This window comes from Tissierella pigra, assembly GCF_009695605.1.
GTDB lineage: Bacteria > Bacillota > Clostridia > Tissierellales > Tissierellaceae > Tissierella > Tissierella pigra.
Genome location: NZ_VUNQ01000016.1, coordinates 54,232 through 75,627, shown reverse-complemented (window position 1 = coordinate 75,627; position 21,396 = coordinate 54,232). Strand labels below are relative to the sequence as shown.

The window sequence follows — 21,396 nt, the reverse complement described above, 5'->3', positions numbered from 1 at the left end:
CTGCTCATATTATCACCAATTTATTTATACCAAAAATAAATAGAATATTAACATGAGCAGAAAAATTTAATTTTCAAATCGAAGTATAGTACGCAAATATTTAACGCGTCGTAGACGCTCTTTTTATACTACTATAGACAAATATAAACTATAGTAGTATAATGATAATGTTAATTAGATTTGCACCTTTAGCTCAGATGGTAGAGCAACTGACTCTTAATCAGTGGGCCCAGGGTTCGAGTCCCTGAAGGTGCATTATATAAAAAAAGAGTTATTTCATAACTGATTTATCAGTTATGAAATAACTCTTTTTTTATATATCAAAGTTGAGAACTAAGTTATATAAATTTATATAAATATTAAATATATTTTTTCTAGATTAATTTAGGGTGTATGAAATAAAGATTAGATTTTTCTAAAGTTTTTTTATTTATATTATTTTGCTTCCTAAATTGCTTCTTTATATCTAACAAAATCTAATTTATCTGCCTTTATTTTACTACTTAGTTTTCTTATACTTATTGAAACACTTAATAACTTTACTTCTGAAACTACTTTTTCCATCTAAAAAAGGGGCTGTTTCAAAATAAATAACCCTTAATAAAAGAAAAAGAGTTCAGAAAGCGATTGCTCTCTGAACTCTTTTTTAGTATGATTTATCTGCTATGAATATACATACTAAAGTCAATCATAAAGCAAAAATCAAAAAAATACAACTAACTTTTAGTTTTGATTTGACTAATAATTTTGATATGGATGATGAGGTTTTCCTGGTGCACAATATTATTGAGGAGATGAATTTAAAGTTTTTAGATAGTGCCTACTCTAATAAAGGTAGAAAGCCAGTTATAGAATCAAAGGCTATGTTGAAAATTCTAGTTTTTGCATACATAAATAGAAAATATTCAGCTAGAGATGTTGAAGATGCTTGTAAGTATGATCTTAGATTCAGATGGCTTTTAGATAATGGAAACCCCCCTGATCATGTAACCATCAATAGATTTAGGAATAAGATATATTCCTTCATGGATGAAATATTACATCAACTAGTAAATCTGCTAGTATAACAAGGAGAAATAGATTTAAAAAGTATATACATAGACGGAACGAAAATTGAAGCAAATGCTAATAAATACACATTTGTGTGGAAAAAATCTATACTTAAATATCAAGAGAAACTAATGCAGAAAATACTAGAATACTTTAAAATCGATGAAAACTTATCCAGTGATGATTGTAAGAAACTTGTTTTAATTGAGTTCAATAATACAAGGAATATCTGTAAATCGAAGAATATAGTATTTAATTATGGGAGTGGAAAGAGGAAATCAGAAGAACAAAAGAAATATGAAATGTTGGAAGAGTGGCTTGATAAGCTAAATATATATGAAAAACATTTGAATATACTTGGTGAAAGAAATAGCTATTCAAAAACAGATAAAGATGCAACTTTCATGAGATTAAAAGATGATCATATGAAAAATGGTCAGTTAAAACCTGCTTACAATATTCAATGTGCAACGAATGGTGGGTATATTGTAGACATAGAGGGATTTAGTAATCCTACAGATGTTAGAACCTTAACTCCTTTTATGGATAAACTTTTAAAAAAATATGATACAAAAATAAATAGAATTGTAGCAGACTCAGGCTATGAAAGTGAAGAAAATTATCTTTACCTAAGAGAAAAGAAAATAAACCCATTCATAAAACCCTTAAATTATGAAGTGAAAAAGACAAGAAAATATAGAAATGACATATCAAGAAAAGAGAATATGACTTACTGTAAAGCAGAAGAACATTATCTTTGTCATAATAATAAAAAGCTTAAATTTGAAAAGATAATATATAGAAAAAATAAATATGGATTTAAAAGTGAGTCTAAGGTTTATCTATGCAATGACTGTCTAAATTGTACATATTCTAGTGATTGCATAGATATGAAAAACAAGACTGGATTGAAACGCATATATGTTTCTGAAAGATTTGAAGAATTAAGAAAAGAGTCAGAAAAAAATATAATAACAGAAGAAGGAATTACAGAAAGGCTTAATCGTTCAATTCAGGCAGAAGGAGTATTTTCATATATAAAATCAAGAATGCAATATTTAAGATTTAAACATAGAGGTATGGAAAAAGTTGTTTCAGAAATAAAGCTACTAAGTGTTGCAATAAATATAAGAAAACTAAGTAGTAAAATAAAGGCAGACAAATTAGGTTTTGTTAGATATAAAGAAATAATTTAGGAAGGAAAAATAATATAAATAAAAAAGTTTAGAAAGATCTAAGCTTTATTTCTTGTACCATAAATTAATCTAGAGAGAGTATATTTTATATTTATAGAGATTTATATAACTTAGTTATCAACTTTGATATAGGGAAAGAGGAGTTTCATAACTGATTTATCAGTTATGAAACATCCCCTTTTTTATCTAGTTTAAATATTCCAAAAAAGGAATATAAATAGGAAAATATTAATACCCTTAAATTAACCATTTTGAAACAATCTTTTTTAATTTTTGATTCAATTATTTACTATATTCTATATTTTAAATTTTAAATTTATAAAGAATTGCTTGACTATTCCGTGAAAGAATATATACTATATATTAATACAAATTAAAAAATTCTATTGAACTTGTATTAATAAATTTCATTGTAAAGCATATTATTTATTAAGCTTATATTTTGAAAAAACATTTAGTAAGTATATAAATTTCAAGTATATAAAGAGTATATAGAATATAGATTCTAAACAAAAAAGTTAGATTTTAAAAAACTATTGAAATTATCTGTAAAATGTATTAAAATATAAATAATTATTTTAATGATTACATTTCAAAGTATTACGCTACGTTGTTTTTGAAAAGTAATATGGGAAACCATATTAGCTTTTTAAAATATAATAATTACAAGGGGGAATGAAAACAATGATGAAAAAAAGTATTATTTTTCTATTAGTTTTGACTTTAGTACTATCAGCATTCCTAGCTGGTTGTAAACCTAAAGATACAGCAGTGGATACTCCACCTGATGTAGCTGATGATAGTAACAAAGATGAACCAAAGGAAGTTTATCCAGGTTCTGAAAGAGGAAATGTGTTAACAGTTGGTGGAACAAGTCCAGACGGAATATTTAACCCAATTACATACTCAGCTACTTATGACTATTATATGATTGAGTTAATGTTCAATTCACTACTAAACGTTGAAAAAAATGGTGCACTTACAACTGAAGGTGCATTGGTTAAAGATTATACTGTATCAGATGATGGATTAAAATATACTTTTAATCTAAGAGAAGGGATAAAATGGCATGATGGCGTTGAAGTTACAGCTGATGACGTTGTATTTACTTTCAATGCTATATTTGCACCAGATTACAAAGGTAGAGGATATACTCTAGTAATGCAAGACATCGTTGGTGCTAAAGATGTTAAAGCAGGTAATGCTGAAACAGCTGAAGGTGTTAAAGCATTAGATAAATATACAGTAGAAATTACTGTAGAACAAGCTAAAGCTACTACCCTTAGAGGTTTGGCTATAATGCCAATACCAAAGCACTACTACGGTGATAAGACTGCAGATGAAATGGCAGCTCTAAATCGTGACCCTATAGGAAACGGAGCTTTCAAACTTAAAAAATATGAAGCTGAGCAATATGTAGAGTTAGAGGCAAACCCAGATTACTGGCAAGGCGCTCCAAAGCTTGACGGTATAATTTGGAAAGTTATAGCTAATGTTGACGAATTATCAGAATTTGAAATAGGTGCAATTGATGCTGTTAACTTCGAAGGTTCTATAGAAAACTATGAAACAATCGAAGGTGATGCTTACAAACATGGTACATTAATTAACAATATGAACAATGGTTACGCATATGCTGGATTTAACTTTACTAATCCAATATTCCAAGATAAAAACGTTAGACAAGCACTAGCATATGGTCTTGATAGAAAAGGATTTATTGAATCCTTCTTTGGTGATAAAGGTGGTTTCGTAGCTCATACACCTATTTCTCCAGTATCATGGGCTTATCCAGATGAAAGCCAACTTAATTTATATGAATATAATAAAGATAAAGCTATTGAATTACTTGAAGCATCAGGCTGGAAGCTTGGAGCAGACGGTATAAGAGAAAAAGATGGTAAGAAATTAGCATTTAAATGGCACTCATACCAAGAAGCTCTTTGGTCAACTAAGATAACTGCTTTAGCAGCTGAACAATGGAAACAAATTGGTGTTGATTGTGAAATCGTACTAATGGACTTCAACTCCTTATCAACATTGATTTCTGATCCAGGAAATAAAGACAAATATGATATGTGGAACATGGCTTGGGGATTAGGAGCAGACCCAGATATGTCAGGTGTATACTCTAAAACTTTATTCCCTCCAGGAAACAATAGAGGATACTTTGACAATGAAAAGATAGAGCAGTTAATGAAAGATGGAGTAGTTGAGTTTGATGAAACTAAGCGTAAAGAAATTTATCAAGAGTTAGCAAGAGAGTTTAATGAAGAACTTCCATACCTATATATTTATATAAGAATGAGTCCATGGTTAGTAAATAAGAGAGTTAAAAACTTTAACCCATCAGAATTTATTTACTGGTCAAGAGACGGTCATTTAATAGAAATAGCACAATAATATAAGTTTTCAAAGTCATAAAAATAACAAACTTAATATAGCCTAGCTCGACTAGGCTATATTAAGTTAAAACTATTTTGATAAGGAGGAATATAAATGGGTAGATTCATTACCAGACGTTTGTTACAGCAAATTCCCATACTTATAGGTGTAAGTATATTGGTATTCTCCATAATACAACTTGCACCAGGAGATCCACTTGCTAGTTACACTCAGGACCCTAATATGACTAAAGAGACACTAGAGGCTCTTAAAGAGGCTCATGGATTGAACAAGAGTCCCGTATTACAATATATAGATTATGTTAAAAATGCTTTACAAGGGAACTTTGGATTTTCATTTCAATTAAAACAACCTGTAGAAAAATTAATAGCTGAAAGATTATGGCCAACATTTTACATAGCTTTTGGTTCACTAATTATTAGTATTATTATTGCAATACCTATTGGTGTTATTTCGGCGACTAAACAATATTCAGTTTTTGATTATGCAGGTACAGTATTTGCTTTAGCAGGAATTTCAATACCAGCTTTCTTCTTAGCCCTATTACTTAAAAAATGGCTTGCTATAGATCTCAGACTATTTCCACTATCTGGAATAGAAACACCAGGGGCAATGTATACTGGGTTTGCTAGGATGATGGACTATTTAAGACATACATTTATACCATTGATTGTTCTCGGATTAACTGGAGCAGGTGGACTTATGAGATATACTCGTTCCAGTATGCTAGAAGTAGTTAGACAAGACTATATAAGAACTGCAAGAGCAAAAGGTTTAAAAGAAAGAGTTGTTATATATAAACATGCTTTAAGAAACGCTTTAATACCAGTTATTACTTTATTAGGATTTACTTTACCAACTCTATTTTCAGGAGCAGTAATTACTGAAATCATGTTTGCATTGCCAGGAATGGGTAAATTACAACATCAAGCAGTTATGCAAAGGGATTATCCAGTGTTGATGGGGACAAACTTATTCTTAGCTATATTTACTCTATTAGGGAACTTATTGGCAGATATTTCTTATGCCTTAGTAGACCCAAGAATTAGATTAGATTAGGGGTGAGATTTGATGATAAAAGAAAAAGGACAAATAAATGAAAATCAAGAAGAAAATCTAGCCACCAGCAGTAAAGTGGAGAGTCCCTGGACAATTGTAGGGAGACGTCTTAGAAAAAATAAACTTGCTATGATAGGTTTAGTTGTAATTACAATTTTATCTTTAGCAGCAATATTTGCACCTTTTATAACAGGCATTCCGAGAGATATTACTAATTTAGCCAATACAAATGCTCCTCCTAGTAGCGAGCATCTTTTAGGTACAGATTCACTGGGAAGAGATATGTTAACGAGGTTAGCCTATGGTGGTAGAATATCTTTAACTGTAGGATTTGTATCAACATCACTAAGAATATTAATAGGGGTTATACTTGGAGGTATAGCTGGATATTATGGTAAAGGCATAGACAATGTTATAATGAGAATAGCAGATATTTTCTCCTGTTTACCATTTTTACCTATAGCTATTACTTTCGTAGCCGTATTAGGACCAAGTATATACAATATAATGATTGTATTGGCGATTTTAGGATGGCCTGGAATTGCTAGGATTGTAAGGGCAGAGATATTATCTTTAAGGGAAAGAGAATTTATGGAAGCTGCCACAGCATTAGGAATTGGTGACTTTAAAAAAATTGTTTCTCACTTAATACCAAATACAATGGCTTCAATTATAGTATCAGCAACAACTGGTATAGCATCTGCTATACTTACTGAATCGGCTTTAAGTTTCTTAGGGTTAGGAGTTGCGCCTCCTACACCAACATGGGGAAATATGATGTATGATGCACAGAGTCAATATGTACTTAAGAATCGTTGGTGGCAATGGGTTCCACCTGGAATAATAATTTTCCTTGCAGTAATAAGCTTGAACTTACTAGGTGATGGACTAAGAGATGCTCTAGATCCAAGACTAAAACAATAAGCTAGGGGTGATTATATGAAATACTTATTAGAAGTGAAAAATTTACAGACTCATTTCTTTACAGAGGACGGAATAGTACCAGCTGTAGATGGAGTTGACTTTGAATTAGAACCTGGACAAACTCTAGGTATAGTAGGAGAATCTGGATGTGGTAAGTCTGTTACGTCCGTATCTATTTTACGATTAGTTCCAAATCCTCCTGGCAGAATTGTAGGTGGAGAAATATTATTTGAAGGCAAGGATTTAGTTAAGGCTACAGAATCGGAAATGCAGAGTATAAGAGGAAATGATATAGCAATGATTTTCCAAGAGCCTATGACTTCATTAAATCCTGTTTTCACCATAGGAAAACAGATTTCTGAGGCAATAATGCTTCATCAAAAATTGGACAAAAAGGCAGCAAAGGAAAGATGTGTCCAAATGTTAAAATTAGTAGGTATACCTAGAGCAGAACAAGCAGTAGATGAATATCCTCACCAATTTTCTGGGGGTATGAGGCAACGTGCTATGATTGCCATGGCACTGTCCTGTAATCCAAAGCTATTAATAGCTGACGAACCTACTACAGCTTTAGATGTAACTATTCAAGCACAAATCATTGAACTTATGAAAGATTTAAAGGAAAAACTAAATACAGCTATAATGCTAATTACTCACGACCTTGGAGTTGTAGCGGAAATGGCAGACCATGTTATAGTAATGTATGCAGGTAGAGTTGTTGAAGAGGCAGATGTAATAGATTTATTTAAAGACCCAAAACATCCTTATACCATAGGTCTTATGAAATCAAAACCTAGCTTAGATGGTAATGCAAAGAGATTAGATGTTATTCCTGGGGCAGTACCTAATCCATTGGCAATGCCTAAAGGATGTGCTTTCCACCCAAGATGCTCACATGCAATGGATATCTGTAAGGAGAAAATGCCAGAGTTAAATAAATTTGGTGACAACCGAAAGATACGTTGCTGGCTGCATGAAAAAGAGGGAGGGGAGAAATAGATGGCAGAAAAACTTATAGAAACTAATGACTTGTTAGAAGTTAAAAATCTGAAGAAATACTTCCCTATAAAAGGTGGATTTTTAAAGAAAACCATAGGACATGTTAAAGCTGTAGAAGATGTTTCATTCACCATTAAAAAAGGGGAAACCTTGGGTATAGTTGGAGAGTCAGGCTGTGGTAAATCAACTACAGGACGTACTTTACTTAGATTATTAGAAAAAACTGATGGTGAAGTATATTATGATGGTCGTGAAATATATGGATTACCAAAAGATGAAATGATAAAATTACGTACTAAAATGCAAATAGTATTCCAAGACCCATACAGTTCATTAAATCCACGTAAAACAGTATCACAAATATGTGGTGAGGCTTTAGTGGAGCATGGTCTTGCGAAGAAAGGTAAAGAAGTTAATGAAATAGTAAGTGATGTTATACAAAAATGTGGATTAGCACCATATCATATAAGAAGGTATCCACATGAGTTTAGTGGAGGACAAAGACAAAGAATAGGTATTGCTCGTGCGTTAGCTTTAAATCCAGAATTTATAGTATGTGATGAACCAGTATCTGCTCTTGACGTTTCAATCCAATCACAGGTAATAAACTTACTTATGGATTTACAGGAGGAAATGGGTTTAACATATCTATTTATATCCCATGACTTATCTGTAGTAAAACATATTAGTGACCGTATAGGTGTAATGTACTTAGGTAGCTTAGTTGAGTTAGCACCAAAGGATGACTTATATGCAGAGCCACTACATCCATATACACAGGCTCTTTTATCTGCTATACCAATTGCAGATCCAACATATAAGAAAAAAAGAATTATATTAAAGGGAGATATACCAAGTCCTGCAAATCCACCATTAGGATGTCGTTTCCATACAAGATGTCCTTATGCTATGGATAAATGTAAGACTGAAGTACCAGAGTTTAAGGAAGCTAAACCAGGACATTTTGTGGCTTGTCATTTGGTTTAATTTAAGATATAATAAGGTTATTGGAGGGATATTATGTTTACTGATCCATATAGCAATAGAACTGAAGCTCCAACAAACAAGAATACTGTAGACGATGTTGAGGTATCTTGGAAAGACATATTGGCTATGATTATTGCTGCATATCAAGTAATATTTCCCTTTGTAGCCATATTAGCTCTTTCTTTTGCAGTAATTGTTATTATATTTAGATTATGGGTAATGTAACAAAAACGGTGATTTAATTAAATAATATAAAATCAAAAGAAAGAAATCGGTACTGATTAAGTACCGATTTTTTTATGGAATGATTTAATGCTAATTGGGTATAACTTATATAATAATAAAAAAAGTAAGGATGATATTATGAAAAATATAGCTGCATTTTTTGATATTGATGGTACAATATTTAGAAATTCTTTGATGATTGAACATTTTAAGAAACTCAATAAATATGAAGTTATAGACCCTGCTATTTGGTATACAAAAGTAAAGAAAGTCTATGAAGAATGGGAAAAAAGATTTGGAGACTTTGAGCTTTATTTAGAAACATTGGCAGATGTATATATTCAAGAATTAAGAGGAGTAAATAAAACTTATATAGAATTTATAGCAAGCCAGGTAATCAATGTTAACGGTGATATGGTATATAAATATTCTAGAGACCAAATAGAATGGCATAAAGAACAAGGGCATAAGGTGTTTTTTATTTCTGGAAGTCCCGATTTTTTAGTATCAAAGATGGCAGAAAAATACGGTGCTACTGAATATAAAGGAACAGTATATAAGGTAGATGAAGAAAATAAATTTACAGGTGAAATAATTAGAATGTGGGATTCAGAAAGTAAGCAAAAAGTCTTAAGGGACCTTATTGAAAAATATAATGTAGAATTAGATAGAAGCTATGCCTATGGAGATACTACAGGGGATTTATCAATGCTTAGGATGGTAGGAAATCCAATAGCAATAAACCCAAATAAGCCTTTATTTCTTGCCATAAGAGAAGATAAAGAATTATCACAAAAAATATCCATAATAGTAGAGAGAAAAAATGTAATATACAAACTAAATCCAGATGTAGACATACTTTAATTTTAGGAGTTATTTATATTTTAAACAGTAGAATCATGTTTTTATTATGGTCAATGTTAGTTATCTACAGACTTAAAGAAATTTTGTAACTCTATCGTAACGACTTTTTTAATAAAATATATTATAATAAAAATAAAAGGGGATATAATCTATATGAATTAAGAATGAATAATTTAAATATAGGAGTGATAATATGAAAAGGACTTTTTATTTATTATTAGCATTAGTAATGACAATTTCTTTATTCGGATGTAAAAGGGTTATATCTAAAGAACAAAATAATGCAAATGTATCTAAAGAAGATGACAAATTAAATAAGGATATTTTAACAATAGAGGACTATTATCCTTTCAAAGAAAACCTTGTTATGAGTTATGAAGGCATAGGAAATGAATATGCAGAACAGCAGGTATTTGTAGAATTCATTGAGAATAACAAAATGCAAATAAAAATTATGAATCCTGGAACAGTATTTGTAAAGGTTTTGGAATACAAAAATGGTGAACTAACAGAGGTATTTGGAGAAGGAGAATTTTATCATATTGAAAATATGTTAAATGCCAATACAAATAGCCAAAACATCATATTAAAAGAGCCCTTAGAACTTAATAACGCCTGGAAAGATGATCAGGGTAATACAGTTAAGATTACTAGTCTAGATAAGCAAATGGAAACCCCTGCAGGAACCTATAATACTTTAGAAGTAACTACAGATTTTGGAGAAGGCAGAACTAATAAAGACTATTATGCAAAAGGTGTTGGATTGGTTGCAAGAATTTATATAGATGGAGAGATGGAAGTAAAAACCTTATTGGAAGAGGTAAATACTAAAAAACAAGAAATGGAAATATTAGCTTATTATCCAACATCTGATGATATTTCTACTGAATATGTTAAAGAAAATATAGAATTTGGTACAAATGATAATATTGAAAACATTTTAGAAAATATAATGAAAAATCCACCAAGTAATAAATTAATATCTCCAATTTCAAAAAATACTAATATAAATAAGATTCACTTAAATAGAGATGCTTGGACTTTAGAAGTAGATTTTTCTAAAGAATTGATAGAAGAAATGAATGTAGGTTCTTCTTTTGAAATGGAGATTTTAAAATCTGTAGTAAATACATTGGGTAAGTTTTATGATGTGGAAAAGGTATATATAACTGTTGAAGATAAACCTTATGAATCAGGTCATTTTGGTATAAAAAAAGATGAAGCGTTTGAAGTTGAAACTTTAGATATAAAAGAATTAAATGAGTAAATAAAGATCCCTTTAAAAGGGATCTTTATTTATTAGTGACATTATCTATCATCGTTTTTGTTTTGTTCTCTGTTATCATTATTGTTTTGATTTTGTTCTTGGTTTCTATCTTGGTTTTTGTCTTGATTTCTTTTTGAATTGTTCTTATTTTTAGCCATTGTAAATTCCCTCCTTATATAAAATTTACTTTTTCATATATAGTATTACAAATAAATTAAATTTTACTCATAAATTTAGGAAAAAGTTTTAAATGGCTATATTAAGCTTTTTTGTTCTGTAATTCTAATAAAAATCGTGATGGAGAAACAGATTTATCTCCTATATTATGGGGGGTAATTAAAGATAGATGATGTTTTGCTCTGCTCATTCCCACATAGAACAATCTTCTCTCCTCTTCTATTAATTCATATTTTCCTTTTTCAGAAGCATCAACACTTGAAGAAGAAGGAAAATCACCGTCTACAAGATCTATCATATACACTCTGTCAAACTCTAAACCTTTGGCAGAATGAACTGTGGATAGTGTTACTGAATTTTTTGTATTAGGAGAACTTCTGCACAAATTGTCTAAATATCTTAGTCTATTTAATAACTCATTTAGATTTTCAGTATTATTTGCTATAAGTTTTAAATAGTATAATATAGTTTTTAAGGAATCATAAGTATATCCAAACCTCATGGAATTTTCCTTCAGATACCTTTCATACTCTAAATCATACTCTATGAATCTAATTGCTTCAGGTGGACTTAGTTTGGAAAGCTTTTTAAAGTCTAATTTTAAATCCATAAGAGTTGATTTATAAAAATTTGATAGACCAGGAAAATCCATTATTCTATCAAATACTGAAAGGTTATAATTAAGAGTCTTAGCATAGTTAATTTGTTTTTTAGATATATATCCTCTCTTTTTATAATAAATATTTTCATATATATTCATATTACTTGTATCACCAGAAAATATAATAAAGTTTATTATATCTTGTATAAGCCAGTGGTTAAAAAACTTAACTTTAATATCACGCATATAAAATGGAATTTGATTTCTTTCAAAAAATTCTATGAGTCCTATGGAAGACAGATTATTCCTATACAAAATGCAGCATTTAGATAGTTCTCTGTCCTTTAAATCATCTATTATATATTTATATTGTTGGCTAATAGAATTAACTTTTACTATATTAATAGGTTCAATAAATTTATTATAGGTTTTAATATTTTTATTATACCGTAATTTGTTTTTCTTAATAAATTCATTACATACTGATACAATATTTTGGGAAGATCTATAATTATCCTCCATAAAAAATAATTTACCCTTAGGGTAAATATTATTGAAATTAAGCAAACCCTTTGGATATGCGCCTCTAAATCCATATATGGACTGGTCATCATCTGCTACTATAAATAAATTATCTTTAGGCTTTGATATTAACTTTATTATTTCCATTTGAACCTTTGAAGTATCTTGCCCTTCATCTACTTGTAAAAAGTCATATTTACTACGATAATTGTTTAATATATGTTTGTTTTCTGTAAGGATTTCTAAAGATAAAGTTAGCATATCATCGAAATCGATTAAGTTATTGTCTCTTTTATGTTTTTCATATGTATTGTATATGGTTTTTAAATTTTCAATATCAGTTTTATTGTTTTTTAAGAACTCATCTACTGTAATCATCATATTTTTAATATACCCTATGGCATTTAGTAAAGATTCTAATTTTTCTTCAGTAATATATTGGTGATTTATATCAAGATATATTTTTTTTATTAAATTAAATTTATTTAATTCTTCCTTTTCACCTTCAATTAAAGTATATTTAATTTTATTAATATAAGCATATTCTCTAATTAAGCTAAAACAAAAGCTATGAATCGTGGAAAACTCAATGGGAATAGAGGTAGAGCCAAAAAAACTATCAAATCTTGACTTCATATCCCTAGCTGATGCCTTACTAAAGGTTATGGATAAGATTCGTTTCGGATTTATTTTATGATTTAAAATTAAATTAGCAGTTCTATGTATTAGAACTGTAGTCTTACCTGCACCTGGTACTGCTAATACTAAAGCAGGACCGTCTAAATGTTTTACTGCATTTTGCTGTTCCATACTTAAATTCATCTCTACACCTACTTTTTTAATAATCATTTATATTCTAACATAAAAAATATATAAGTAGTATAATTATATAAGTCTATAAAATTATAAACATCTGGGTAATAATAATTTAATATAGTAAATTTAGTAAAGTTCACAGAGGTGAAGATATGAAAGATAAATTGAAAAAGTTTGATGATTTTCTTATAAATTTAATTAATACAAAAATGAGCCACAAATACTTAGATACTATAATGTCTAGAGCTACAAACCTAGGGGGAGTAATATTTTCTTCTCTTTTAGTAATAATTTTAATACTAATAGGAAGCAGTCATATAAAGCTTATGGGTTTTGAACTTTTAGGAGTTTTGGCTATTAGCCAAATTATAGTTCATACTTTAAAGATGCTTCTAAGTAGAGAAAGACCATATAATATTATAGAACATTTAAATACCTTTGGTATAGATTTAAAAGACTATTCCTTCCCATCAGGTCATACTACTGCAAGTTTTTCCATGGCGGTAACCATAGCTCTAAATATACCTAGATTATCCATATTAGTCTTTATCATTGCCATAGTGGTTGGAGTTTCTAGAATATATTTAGGAGTTCATTATCCTACAGATGTAGCGGCAGGTATGTTTGTTGGTTGTTTTACATCTATTCTAGTACATTTTTATTTATTAGAATTTGTATATAATATAGCAGAAGCTCTAGGGCTAAAATGATAGATTAAAAAACTATAAAAGTGGTATATATTTCATAGATTTATATTATCTAAGGGGGTTTTTTATATGTTAATGACTAATTTTTTAAGGGAAAGGAAATCTATAAGAGAATTTAAAAACAAAAAAATAGATGTAGATGTATTAGCTGAACTTAAATCCTATTTAAACTCAATAGAAAATGATGATGGCAGTGGATATATAAGATTTAGATTATATGAATATGGTGAAAATTTATATAAGGAGCTAAAGGGGATTGGCGGATATTCAGGAGTTATGATTGAAAGTCCCCATTATATAGGTCTGGAACTAATAAATAATCAAGAGGATACCATTATATATGGTGCATATTATATGGAGAAGATAATAACTAAACTAAACTCTTTAGGTATTGATACTTGCTGGGTTAGTATAGGAGATGCAGATGAAGGACAAAAAGAGAAGATATTTGGAGAAATAATAGGTAAAATTAACTATATCTTAGCCATAGGATATGGAAAACCAAGAAATCCTTTTATAAATGAGTCTATTAGCCATAGAATCGGTGTGGAAGACTTAGTTTTTGTTGATAAAATAGGAAATTCTCCAAAAGCAGACGAATTGGAAAATAGAGGATTAGATGACTTGTTTTATTATATAAGATTTGCACCATCAGCTTTTAATAATCAACCATGGAGATTTTTACTTAAAAAAGACAGAGTAAGTTTATTAATTAAATATAATGATAAAGAAAAACCAAGTCTTATGGATGCAGGAATAGTAATGTATTATTTTGAATACTTGGCTAATTCCATTGGAATAAATAGCAAATGGGAGTTAATTAAGGATATGACAGTAGAAGACGAAAATACGCACTACAAATATATAGGAGAATTTAAGCTATAATAAAAGCACTGAAAAGTGCTTTTTTCTATTGACAAAAATTAAATCCCGTCATATAATTATATTAACATATGAATGATTGTTCATATGTTAATATGTAATATAGGGGGACAGGAAATATGAAGCAGATTGAATTGGAATTAAACGGTCTAAATTGTGCTGGTTGTGCAGGAAAAATAGAAAAATTGTCTAATGAATTAGACGGAGTTGAAACTGCCAACTTAGATTTTGTGTCTAAAAAATTAAAGGTAAATGTAAGGGAAGATGAAAAAGCAGCCATAATAACAGAGGAAATAAAAAGAATAGTAAATAAACTGGAACCTCATGTGAAAGTAATAGATAAGGCAGAAAGCCATGATCACAATCATGAACATAGTGATGGCTGTTGTGGCCATGACCATGGTGGGGAAACAAGTAAAAAGGAAATCATAAAGTTAGCTATAGGTGGATTATTATTTATACTTCCTTATCTTTTAAAATTAGAGGGAACACCAAGGCTGATGGTTTATGTTCTTTCTTATATTATAGTAGGTCATGAAGTTATTTTAATTGCAGTTAAAAACATATTGGCAGGAATACCTTTTGACGAAAATTTTTTAACGACCATAGCTACCATAGGTGCCTTTGTAATAGGAGAATATCCAGAAGGCGTTGCAGTTATGTTATTCTATCAAGTTGGAGAAATGTTTCAAGGAATGGCAGTTAATCATTCAAGAAAGTCCATATCTTCATTATTGGATATACGTCCAGATTCAGCTAATTTAGAGAGAAATGGAAAGATAATAGTAGTAGATCCTAATGAAGTAAATATTGGTGATATTGTGATCGTAAGACCAGGTGAGAAAGTTCCTCTAGATGGAATTGTAGTAGAAGGAGAATCTTCCTTAGATACTTCAAATATAACTGGAGAATCTGTTCCAAGAAATGTAGGAATTAATGATAATGTTTTATCTGGAACTGTAAATAATCATGGATTATTAAAAATTAAAGTAACAAAGAAATTTGGAGAGTCTACAGTATCCAAGATACTTGATTTAGTGGAAAATGCCTCAAGTAAGAAGGCACCAACAGAAAAATTTATTACAAAGTTTGCTAGATATTATACACCTATAGTGGTGTTTGCAGCATTAGCCATAGCCATAATACCTACTGTATTTATGGGTGGAGATTTAAGGGAGTGGGCATATAGCGCTTGTGTATTCTTAGTTATATCCTGTCCTTGTGCTTTGGTTATATCTATTCCACTAGGTTTCTTTGGAGGAATAGGTGGCTCATCTAAGGCTGGAATACTTGTAAAAGGTGGAAATTATTTAGAGGCTTTAACTGGAGTAGATACAATAGTATTTGATAAAACAGGAACTATTACTAAAGGGACATTTAAAGTGACAGAAATAATTTCTTATGGAGAATATTCAAAGGAAGAAATATTGGAATTAGCAGCTTATGGAGAAAGCCATTCAAATCATCCTATTGGTAAATCAATATTAGAAGCATATAATAAAGAGATAAACAAGGAATATATAAAATCATATAAAGAAATAGCTGGAAAAGGTATAGAAGTATCTATAGATGGAAAAGAAATTATACTGGGAAATAAAAAAATCTTTGATGAAAAGGGTATAAAGGTAAAAGAAAGTGATTCCATAGGTACTGTAGTATATATAGGAAAGAGTAATAAGCATATAGGAACAATTATTGTATCTGATGAATTAAAAGATAATGTAGTGGAAGATATTAAAAAATTAAAGTCTTTAGGAATCAAAAGAACTATTATGCTTTCAGGAGACAATGAAAGTACTGCTGAAAAAGTAGGAGAGCTAGTGGGCTTAAATAAAGTATATGGAAATCTTCTTCCACAAGATAAAGTAAACAAATTTGAAGACATAGTTAGAGATAGCAAGGGGAAAGTAGTTTTTGTAGGTGATGGAGTAAATGATGCACCAGTTCTTGCTAGAGCAGATGTAGGTATAGCCATGGGAGGTCTAGGCTCAGATGCTGCCATAGAAGCCTCAGATATAGTTATTATGACAGATGAAGTAGGAAAAATTGCCACAGGAATTAAAATAGCCAGAAACACTAAAAAAATAGTTACTCAAAATATTGTATTAGCATTGGGATTGAAAATAGTAGTTTTAGTACTGGGGGCTATGGGAATGGCTACTATGTGGGAGGCTGTATTTGCAGATGTTGGTGTATCTATTATAGCCATATTAAACTCAATAAGGGCATTAAAAATAGAGGAATAATAATTCCTCTATTTTTTTTAGTATAAAATGTGGTAGACTATAAGTAGTATATAACTTGAGAGGTGGGTTTATTGAGTAAAATAACCAACAATAATAAACAATATAATTATATTTTATTGGCAGAAAACTTTTATTTAAACAATGATAAAGAAAAGGCAATTAGTTTTTATAGAAGAGCATTAGAATTTACAGAGGAAATAGGAGAATATACGTCAATATTATATAATATTGCTGAAATATACGATGAACTGGATTATATGGAAAAGTCTTTATATACTTATGCAAACATAATAAAAATTAATCCAAAGGAAGCAGGAGCTTATTATGGTATGGCGATGATATATGAAAAGATGAATGATTTTGATAAGGCATTAGTATACTATCATAAAGCTATAGATATAGACCCGAATTATGATAGAGCATACTATTATTCTGCAAATATATTTGATGAAAAAGGTAATAAGGATAAAGCCATTGAGTATTATAACAAGGTAATTGAATTGGCACCTAATGACTATATAAGTTATAATAATATAGGGTCTATATATGAAGAATTAGGACAATATAACAAGGCATTGGAATTTATACAAAAAAGTTTAGATTTAGAGCCTGAATATTATAAGGCATTATTTAATATGGGAGTTGTTTCAAAGGCATTGGGAGATAATAAAAAAGCTTTAGAGTATTATTATAAGGTTATAGATATTAATCCTGAATACTCCTATTCATTTTTAAACGTATCTGCAATTTATATAGAGGAAAATAAATATAGAGAAACAATAGATATATTGACAGAAGGAATAAATCATAATCCAGATGCACATGATTTATACTATAATAGAGCTTGTTGTTATTCTTTATTGAATAATGATAGAAAAGCTATTAGTGATTTAAGAAAAGCTGTAGTTTTATTACCAAGTATAATAGAATATATAAAGACAGATAAAGATTTTATAAATCTGCATGAGAATAAAGATTTTATAAAATTAATAAATAGGTGAAATAATAATTTATATAGAAAAGAAAGGGAGATTATATGATTATATTAAAAACACAGGAACAAATGGAAAATATGAAAAAAGCAGGAGAGATATTAGCCAATCTACATAAAGAAATAGCTAAGATGATAAAACCTGGAATATCTACTATGGAAATCGATAAATTTGTAGAAAAGTATTTAGAAGAACGTGGAGCATATCCAGAGCAAAAGGGCTATCATGGTTATCCTTATGCAACTTGTGCATCTATAAATGATGAAATCTGCCACGGGTATCCTAGGGTAGAGCCATTGAAGGATGGGGATATAGTAACTATTGATATGGTAGTGAACTTAAATGGATGGCTTGCAGATTCTGCTTGGTCCTATGCTGTAGGCGATATATCTGATGAAGCAAGGAAGTTGTTGGATATAACGAAAGAAGCCCTATATAAAGGAATAGAAAAAGCTGTAGTAGGAAATCGACTAGGAGATATAGGCCATGCTATACAATCTTTTGTAGAATCCCAGGGTTACTCTGTAGTTAGGGATTTTGTAGGTCATGGAATTGGGAAAAATATGCACGAAGACCCTCAAGTACCTCATTATGGAGTACCAGGTAGAGGGCAAAGACTTGTAGAAGGTATGGTTATAACCATAGAGCCAATGATTAATATGGGAACATACCATATGAAAATAGATGATAATGAGTGGACAGCAAGAACAGTGGACGGAAAACTATCAGCCCAATATGAACATACCTTAGGAATTACAAAAGATGGACCAATAATTTTAACAGACCAAGGAGAATAAAAAATAAGGCTTTTAAGAAAGGATAGGTGAAAGTATGAAAAATGAAAATCTAGTTCAATTGTTAAGCAAGAAGTATACAGTGAAAGAGGAAATAGCCAATGGTATAACCCATGGATTAGGGGTGTTGTTTGGTATAGTATCTTTAGTTGTATTATTGATGTTATCTATACAAAAAAGACAAACGATTTCTATAGTTGCATTTAGTATTTATGGTTCATGCTTAATTTTAATGTATCTGGCATCTACATTGTACCATAGTATTCCTTATGAAAAGGCAAAACAAATACTTCGTGTATTTGACCATTCATCTATATTTTTATTTATAGCAGGAACATATACCCCAATAGCACTTCTTACTATGACAGGAGCATTGAGAGTTGGAATATTGATTTCAGTATGGTCCATAGCTATACTAGGAGTTGTATTTAAAATATTTACCTTTGGAAAATTTGATAAGTTTAAAGCAGTATCTCTAATTATGTATATAGGTATGGGATGGATAGCAGTATTTACAATAAAGCCAATTATTAGAATGGCTTCTTTAGGATTTTTCATGTGGATATTGGGAGGAGGACTACTTTATACACTGGGAACTATATTCTATAGTACAAAAAAAATTCCCTATAATCATGCAATATGGCATCTATTTGTATTGGCGGCTTCTGTGTTACATTTTGTAGGTATTGTAATATATTTAGCATAATAATACCTCCGATTTTGTTGACCCAAAATCGGAGGTATTGAATATTCTGAAAGGAGAGAATCACCATGATCAGAGTTTTAATCGTAGATGATCAAAGTCTAATACGAGAAGGTCTTAGAATGATGCTAGGGATTTATGATAATATATTTGTAGTAGACGAGGCTATTAATGGAAAGGAAGCCATAGAAGCATTAAAATATAAAGAAGTAGACTTAATTTTAATGGATATACGAATGCCTATAATGAATGGAGTAGAGGCTACAAAGATAATAAAAGAAAATTATCCAGATATAAAAATATTAATACTAACTACTTTTAATGAAGATGAGTACATATTTGAAGGACTAAAAAATGGTGCAGACGGATACTTGTTAAAGGATATATCCTCCCAAGAGTTGGTTGGCTCAATAGAAACAGTTTATAAAGGAAATGTACTTTTACAGCCTGATGTTGCTAAGAGAATATTAGGGTCTATAGGAAATAATAGAACCATACAAAATAATAGAAATGAAGATATATTTAAAGACCTGACTAAGAAGGAATATGAAATATCTCTATTAATTGGAGAAGGAAAATCCAATAAGGAAATAGCAAAAACTTTGTATATAGCAGAAGGAACTGTGAAAAATCATATAACTAAAATATTAGATAAATTAGATTTAAGAGATAGAACTCAATTGGCATTACTTATTAAGGACGGAAAAAGCTATGATTAATTAATCATAGCTTTTATATTACTTTAGTAATATAAAAATATGACCTTAGTTAGATTTAGAATATTCAATATTATTATATAATTAAAGTATTGGAACCTTCTGTTTCCTAAATATAAATAGGCTATGGGGTGATACTATGGTATCTAATAAAGTAATTATTTTTTTGGCTAACCTATATTGTCAGATAATATTACCATGTGAATTAATATATATGATTTTTACTGTAAGGTATGACACAGTAAGTGAATATATTTTATTGGTTATATATGTACTAGTAATGTTCTTTTTTCATTTTTCATTTTTCTATTGGGGATATACTAGTTTTTATTTGAGATATGTATATAGCTTTTTTATAATAATTGGTACTTTTTTAATTATCTATAGAATTATATTTATTCAAGATATTACATTTGGGCAATTAAGTGATTTGATAAATAGTTTCAGAAGGATTATTTTTATTATAGTTTTTACCATAATTGATATTAATATTATTTTAAGTAAAAGGAAAAAGAAAAATTGTTTTGATTTAACATTCCCTTTTAAAAATGGTAGATTTTTAGTTATTGATGGTGGAGACGGTAAAAAGTCATATTTTACTAATTATCATTATTATGGATGGAAAAGAAAAAACATAAAAAATTACTATTCTATGCGATTTGCTGTAGATTTGATTAAGTTAAACAAATGTGGCTTTCAAAAAGGTAATCTACTGTCATCTTATAATAAGGCTTACAATATTTATGGAGAAAAAGTATATAGTCCCATAGCAGGTCAGGTAGTAAAAGTAATGGGAAATCTAGATGATAATATTCCACATAGTAGATTCCCTAATAATACAGGAAATCAAATTATTATTAGAAGCAACAATTATTATATATCTTTATATCATTTTAAAAAAGATACTATTGTAGTAAATCTTGGTCAAAATCTAGAAATAGGTGATTATCTTGGGGAGGTGGGTAACTCAGGTTACTCAATAATACCCCATCTTCATATTCAGGTTGTATACTCTGAAGACAGTGATTATTGGTTAGGAGAAAGTATTCCAATAATATTTGATAATATATACCCCGTTAAGAATTATGTAATTAAATCTTAGGTTGTTTCTAAGAAAAATATAAATAAATTTTATAGCTTAGTATTCAAATTTATTATTAGCATTAATAAATATATTAAGAAAATAGGGTATATAGACATGTATAGTAGCAACAGAAAATAATAATTATAATGGAGGTAATACTATGAAAGAGCTGAGAAAAA

19 protein-coding genes and 1 tRNA gene are annotated in these 21,396 nt (G+C 29.6%); 19 read left to right on the top strand and 1 reads right to left on the bottom strand.

From position 1 onward, the window contains the following. Positions 1-182 precede the first annotated feature (182 nt). The 11 genes from FYJ83_RS09160 (at position 183) to FYJ83_RS09110 (ending at position 10,977) form a co-directional block, all read left to right on the top strand. Positions 183-255, top strand: a tRNA-Lys gene (locus FYJ83_RS09160). A gap of 410 nt (positions 256-665) precedes the next feature. Continuing rightward, a complete protein-coding gene (locus tag FYJ83_RS09155; protein ID WP_154440024.1) occupies positions 666-1,067 on the top strand; it encodes a transposase in 402 nt (133 codons plus the stop codon). A 75-nt stretch (positions 1,068-1,142) separates the two neighbouring features. Then, the gene (locus FYJ83_RS09150) at positions 1,143-2,246 is read left to right on the top strand and encodes a transposase (protein ID WP_195837969.1); all 1,104 of its coding nucleotides are present in this window, start codon (positions 1,143-1,145) and stop codon (positions 2,244-2,246) included. 684 nt (positions 2,247-2,930) lie between these two features. Beyond that, on the top strand, positions 2,931-4,649 hold the full coding sequence (locus FYJ83_RS09145) for an ABC transporter substrate-binding protein (protein ID WP_216584962.1): 1,719 nt from the start codon (positions 2,931-2,933) through the stop codon (positions 4,647-4,649). Between the two features lie 96 nt (positions 4,650-4,745). Next, a complete protein-coding gene (locus tag FYJ83_RS09140) occupies positions 4,746-5,711 on the top strand; it encodes an ABC transporter permease (protein WP_154440022.1) in 966 nt (321 codons plus the stop codon). 12 nt (positions 5,712-5,723) lie between these two features. Then, the gene (opp4C, locus tag FYJ83_RS09135) at positions 5,724-6,635 is read left to right on the top strand and encodes an oligopeptide ABC transporter permease (protein ID WP_154440021.1); all 912 of its coding nucleotides are present in this window, start codon (positions 5,724-5,726) and stop codon (positions 6,633-6,635) included. A 15-nt stretch (positions 6,636-6,650) separates the two neighbouring features. Next, entirely contained in the window at positions 6,651-7,634 is a 984-nt protein-coding gene (locus tag FYJ83_RS09130) for an ABC transporter ATP-binding protein (protein ID WP_154440020.1), read from the top strand. Further along, positions 7,635-8,621 (top strand): ABC transporter ATP-binding protein, encoded by a 987-nt coding sequence (locus FYJ83_RS09125; RefSeq protein WP_154440019.1) that lies wholly within the window; start codon positions 7,635-7,637, stop codon positions 8,619-8,621. Positions 8,622-8,654: 33 nt separating this feature from the next. Then, a complete protein-coding gene (locus FYJ83_RS09120; RefSeq protein WP_154440018.1) occupies positions 8,655-8,846 on the top strand; it encodes a hypothetical protein in 192 nt (63 codons plus the stop codon). Between the two features lie 138 nt (positions 8,847-8,984). Then, a complete protein-coding gene (locus FYJ83_RS09115; protein WP_154440017.1) occupies positions 8,985-9,710 on the top strand; it encodes an HAD family hydrolase in 726 nt (241 codons plus the stop codon). A 193-nt stretch (positions 9,711-9,903) separates the two neighbouring features. After that, positions 9,904-10,977: a GerMN domain-containing protein gene (locus tag FYJ83_RS09110; protein ID WP_154440016.1), complete on the top strand. Its 1,074-nt coding sequence runs from the start codon at positions 9,904-9,906 to the stop codon at positions 10,975-10,977. 259 nt (positions 10,978-11,236) lie between these two features. Here FYJ83_RS09110 and FYJ83_RS09105 read toward each other — a convergent pair whose 3' ends face one another. Continuing rightward, on the bottom strand, positions 11,237-13,126 hold the full coding sequence (locus FYJ83_RS09105; protein ID WP_229768541.1) for an ATP-dependent helicase: 1,890 nt from the start codon (positions 13,124-13,126) through the stop codon (positions 11,237-11,239). A gap of 119 nt (positions 13,127-13,245) precedes the next feature. On the opposite strand from FYJ83_RS09105, the gene FYJ83_RS09100 reads away from it, so the two are divergent. The 8 genes from FYJ83_RS09100 (at position 13,246) to FYJ83_RS09065 (ending at position 21,235) form a co-directional block, all read left to right on the top strand. After that, on the top strand, positions 13,246-13,803 hold the full coding sequence (locus tag FYJ83_RS09100; protein ID WP_154440014.1) for a phosphatase PAP2 family protein: 558 nt from the start codon (positions 13,246-13,248) through the stop codon (positions 13,801-13,803). A gap of 66 nt (positions 13,804-13,869) precedes the next feature. Then, on the top strand, positions 13,870-14,685 hold the full coding sequence (locus tag FYJ83_RS09095) for a nitroreductase family protein (RefSeq protein ID WP_154440013.1): 816 nt from the start codon (positions 13,870-13,872) through the stop codon (positions 14,683-14,685). A gap of 116 nt (positions 14,686-14,801) precedes the next feature. After that, complete coding sequence (locus tag FYJ83_RS09090; protein ID WP_154440012.1) at positions 14,802-16,928, top strand: heavy metal translocating P-type ATPase; 2,127 nt, start codon at positions 14,802-14,804, stop codon at positions 16,926-16,928. A gap of 71 nt (positions 16,929-16,999) precedes the next feature. Beyond that, positions 17,000-17,929, top strand: a complete 930-nt coding sequence (locus tag FYJ83_RS09085) for a tetratricopeptide repeat protein (protein WP_154440011.1) — start codon at positions 17,000-17,002, stop codon at positions 17,927-17,929. A 35-nt stretch (positions 17,930-17,964) separates the two neighbouring features. Further along, complete coding sequence (gene map, locus FYJ83_RS09080) at positions 17,965-18,717, top strand: type I methionyl aminopeptidase (RefSeq protein WP_154440010.1); 753 nt, start codon at positions 17,965-17,967, stop codon at positions 18,715-18,717. A 34-nt stretch (positions 18,718-18,751) separates the two neighbouring features. Then, complete coding sequence (gene trhA, locus FYJ83_RS09075; protein ID WP_154440009.1) at positions 18,752-19,420, top strand: PAQR family membrane homeostasis protein TrhA; 669 nt, start codon at positions 18,752-18,754, stop codon at positions 19,418-19,420. A gap of 65 nt (positions 19,421-19,485) precedes the next feature. Then, a complete protein-coding gene (locus tag FYJ83_RS09070; RefSeq protein ID WP_154440008.1) occupies positions 19,486-20,136 on the top strand; it encodes a response regulator transcription factor in 651 nt (216 codons plus the stop codon). Between the two features lie 136 nt (positions 20,137-20,272). Further along, a complete protein-coding gene (locus tag FYJ83_RS09065) occupies positions 20,273-21,235 on the top strand; it encodes a M23 family metallopeptidase (RefSeq protein ID WP_154440007.1) in 963 nt (320 codons plus the stop codon). Positions 21,236-21,396 lie beyond the last annotated feature (161 nt).

Excerpts from the sequence above, each read along its gene's own strand:
- trhA (WP_154440009.1), top strand. The coding sequence starts at position 18,752 with ATGAAAAATGAAAATCTAGTTCAATTGTTAAGCAAGAAGTATACAGTG.
- FYJ83_RS09090 (WP_154440012.1), top strand. The coding sequence starts at position 14,802 with ATGAAGCAGATTGAATTGGAATTAAACGGTCTAAATTGTGCTGGTTGT.
- FYJ83_RS09140 (WP_154440022.1), top strand. The coding sequence starts at position 4,746 with ATGGGTAGATTCATTACCAGACGTTTGTTACAGCAAATTCCCATACTT.
- FYJ83_RS09095 (WP_154440013.1), top strand. The coding sequence starts at position 13,870 with ATGTTAATGACTAATTTTTTAAGGGAAAGGAAATCTATAAGAGAATTT.
- FYJ83_RS09065 (WP_154440007.1), top strand. The coding sequence starts at position 20,273 with ATGGTATCTAATAAAGTAATTATTTTTTTGGCTAACCTATATTGTCAG.
- FYJ83_RS09070 (WP_154440008.1), top strand. The coding sequence starts at position 19,486 with ATGATCAGAGTTTTAATCGTAGATGATCAAAGTCTAATACGAGAAGGT.
- FYJ83_RS09110 (WP_154440016.1), top strand. The coding sequence starts at position 9,904 with ATGAAAAGGACTTTTTATTTATTATTAGCATTAGTAATGACAATTTCT.
- FYJ83_RS09130 (WP_154440020.1), top strand. The coding sequence starts at position 6,651 with ATGAAATACTTATTAGAAGTGAAAAATTTACAGACTCATTTCTTTACA.
- opp4C (WP_154440021.1), top strand. The coding sequence starts at position 5,724 with ATGATAAAAGAAAAAGGACAAATAAATGAAAATCAAGAAGAAAATCTA.
- map (WP_154440010.1), top strand. The coding sequence starts at position 17,965 with ATGATTATATTAAAAACACAGGAACAAATGGAAAATATGAAAAAAGCA.
- FYJ83_RS09125 (WP_154440019.1), top strand. The coding sequence starts at position 7,635 with ATGGCAGAAAAACTTATAGAAACTAATGACTTGTTAGAAGTTAAAAAT.
- FYJ83_RS09145 (WP_216584962.1), top strand. The coding sequence starts at position 2,931 with ATGATGAAAAAAAGTATTATTTTTCTATTAGTTTTGACTTTAGTACTA.
- FYJ83_RS09120 (WP_154440018.1), top strand. The coding sequence starts at position 8,655 with ATGTTTACTGATCCATATAGCAATAGAACTGAAGCTCCAACAAACAAG.
- FYJ83_RS09100 (WP_154440014.1), top strand. The coding sequence starts at position 13,246 with ATGAAAGATAAATTGAAAAAGTTTGATGATTTTCTTATAAATTTAATT.
- FYJ83_RS09115 (WP_154440017.1), top strand. The coding sequence starts at position 8,985 with ATGAAAAATATAGCTGCATTTTTTGATATTGATGGTACAATATTTAGA.
- FYJ83_RS09105 (WP_229768541.1), bottom strand. The coding sequence starts at position 13,126 with ATGATTATTAAAAAAGTAGGTGTAGAGATGAATTTAAGTATGGAACAG.
- FYJ83_RS09155 (WP_154440024.1), top strand. The coding sequence starts at position 666 with ATGAATATACATACTAAAGTCAATCATAAAGCAAAAATCAAAAAAATA.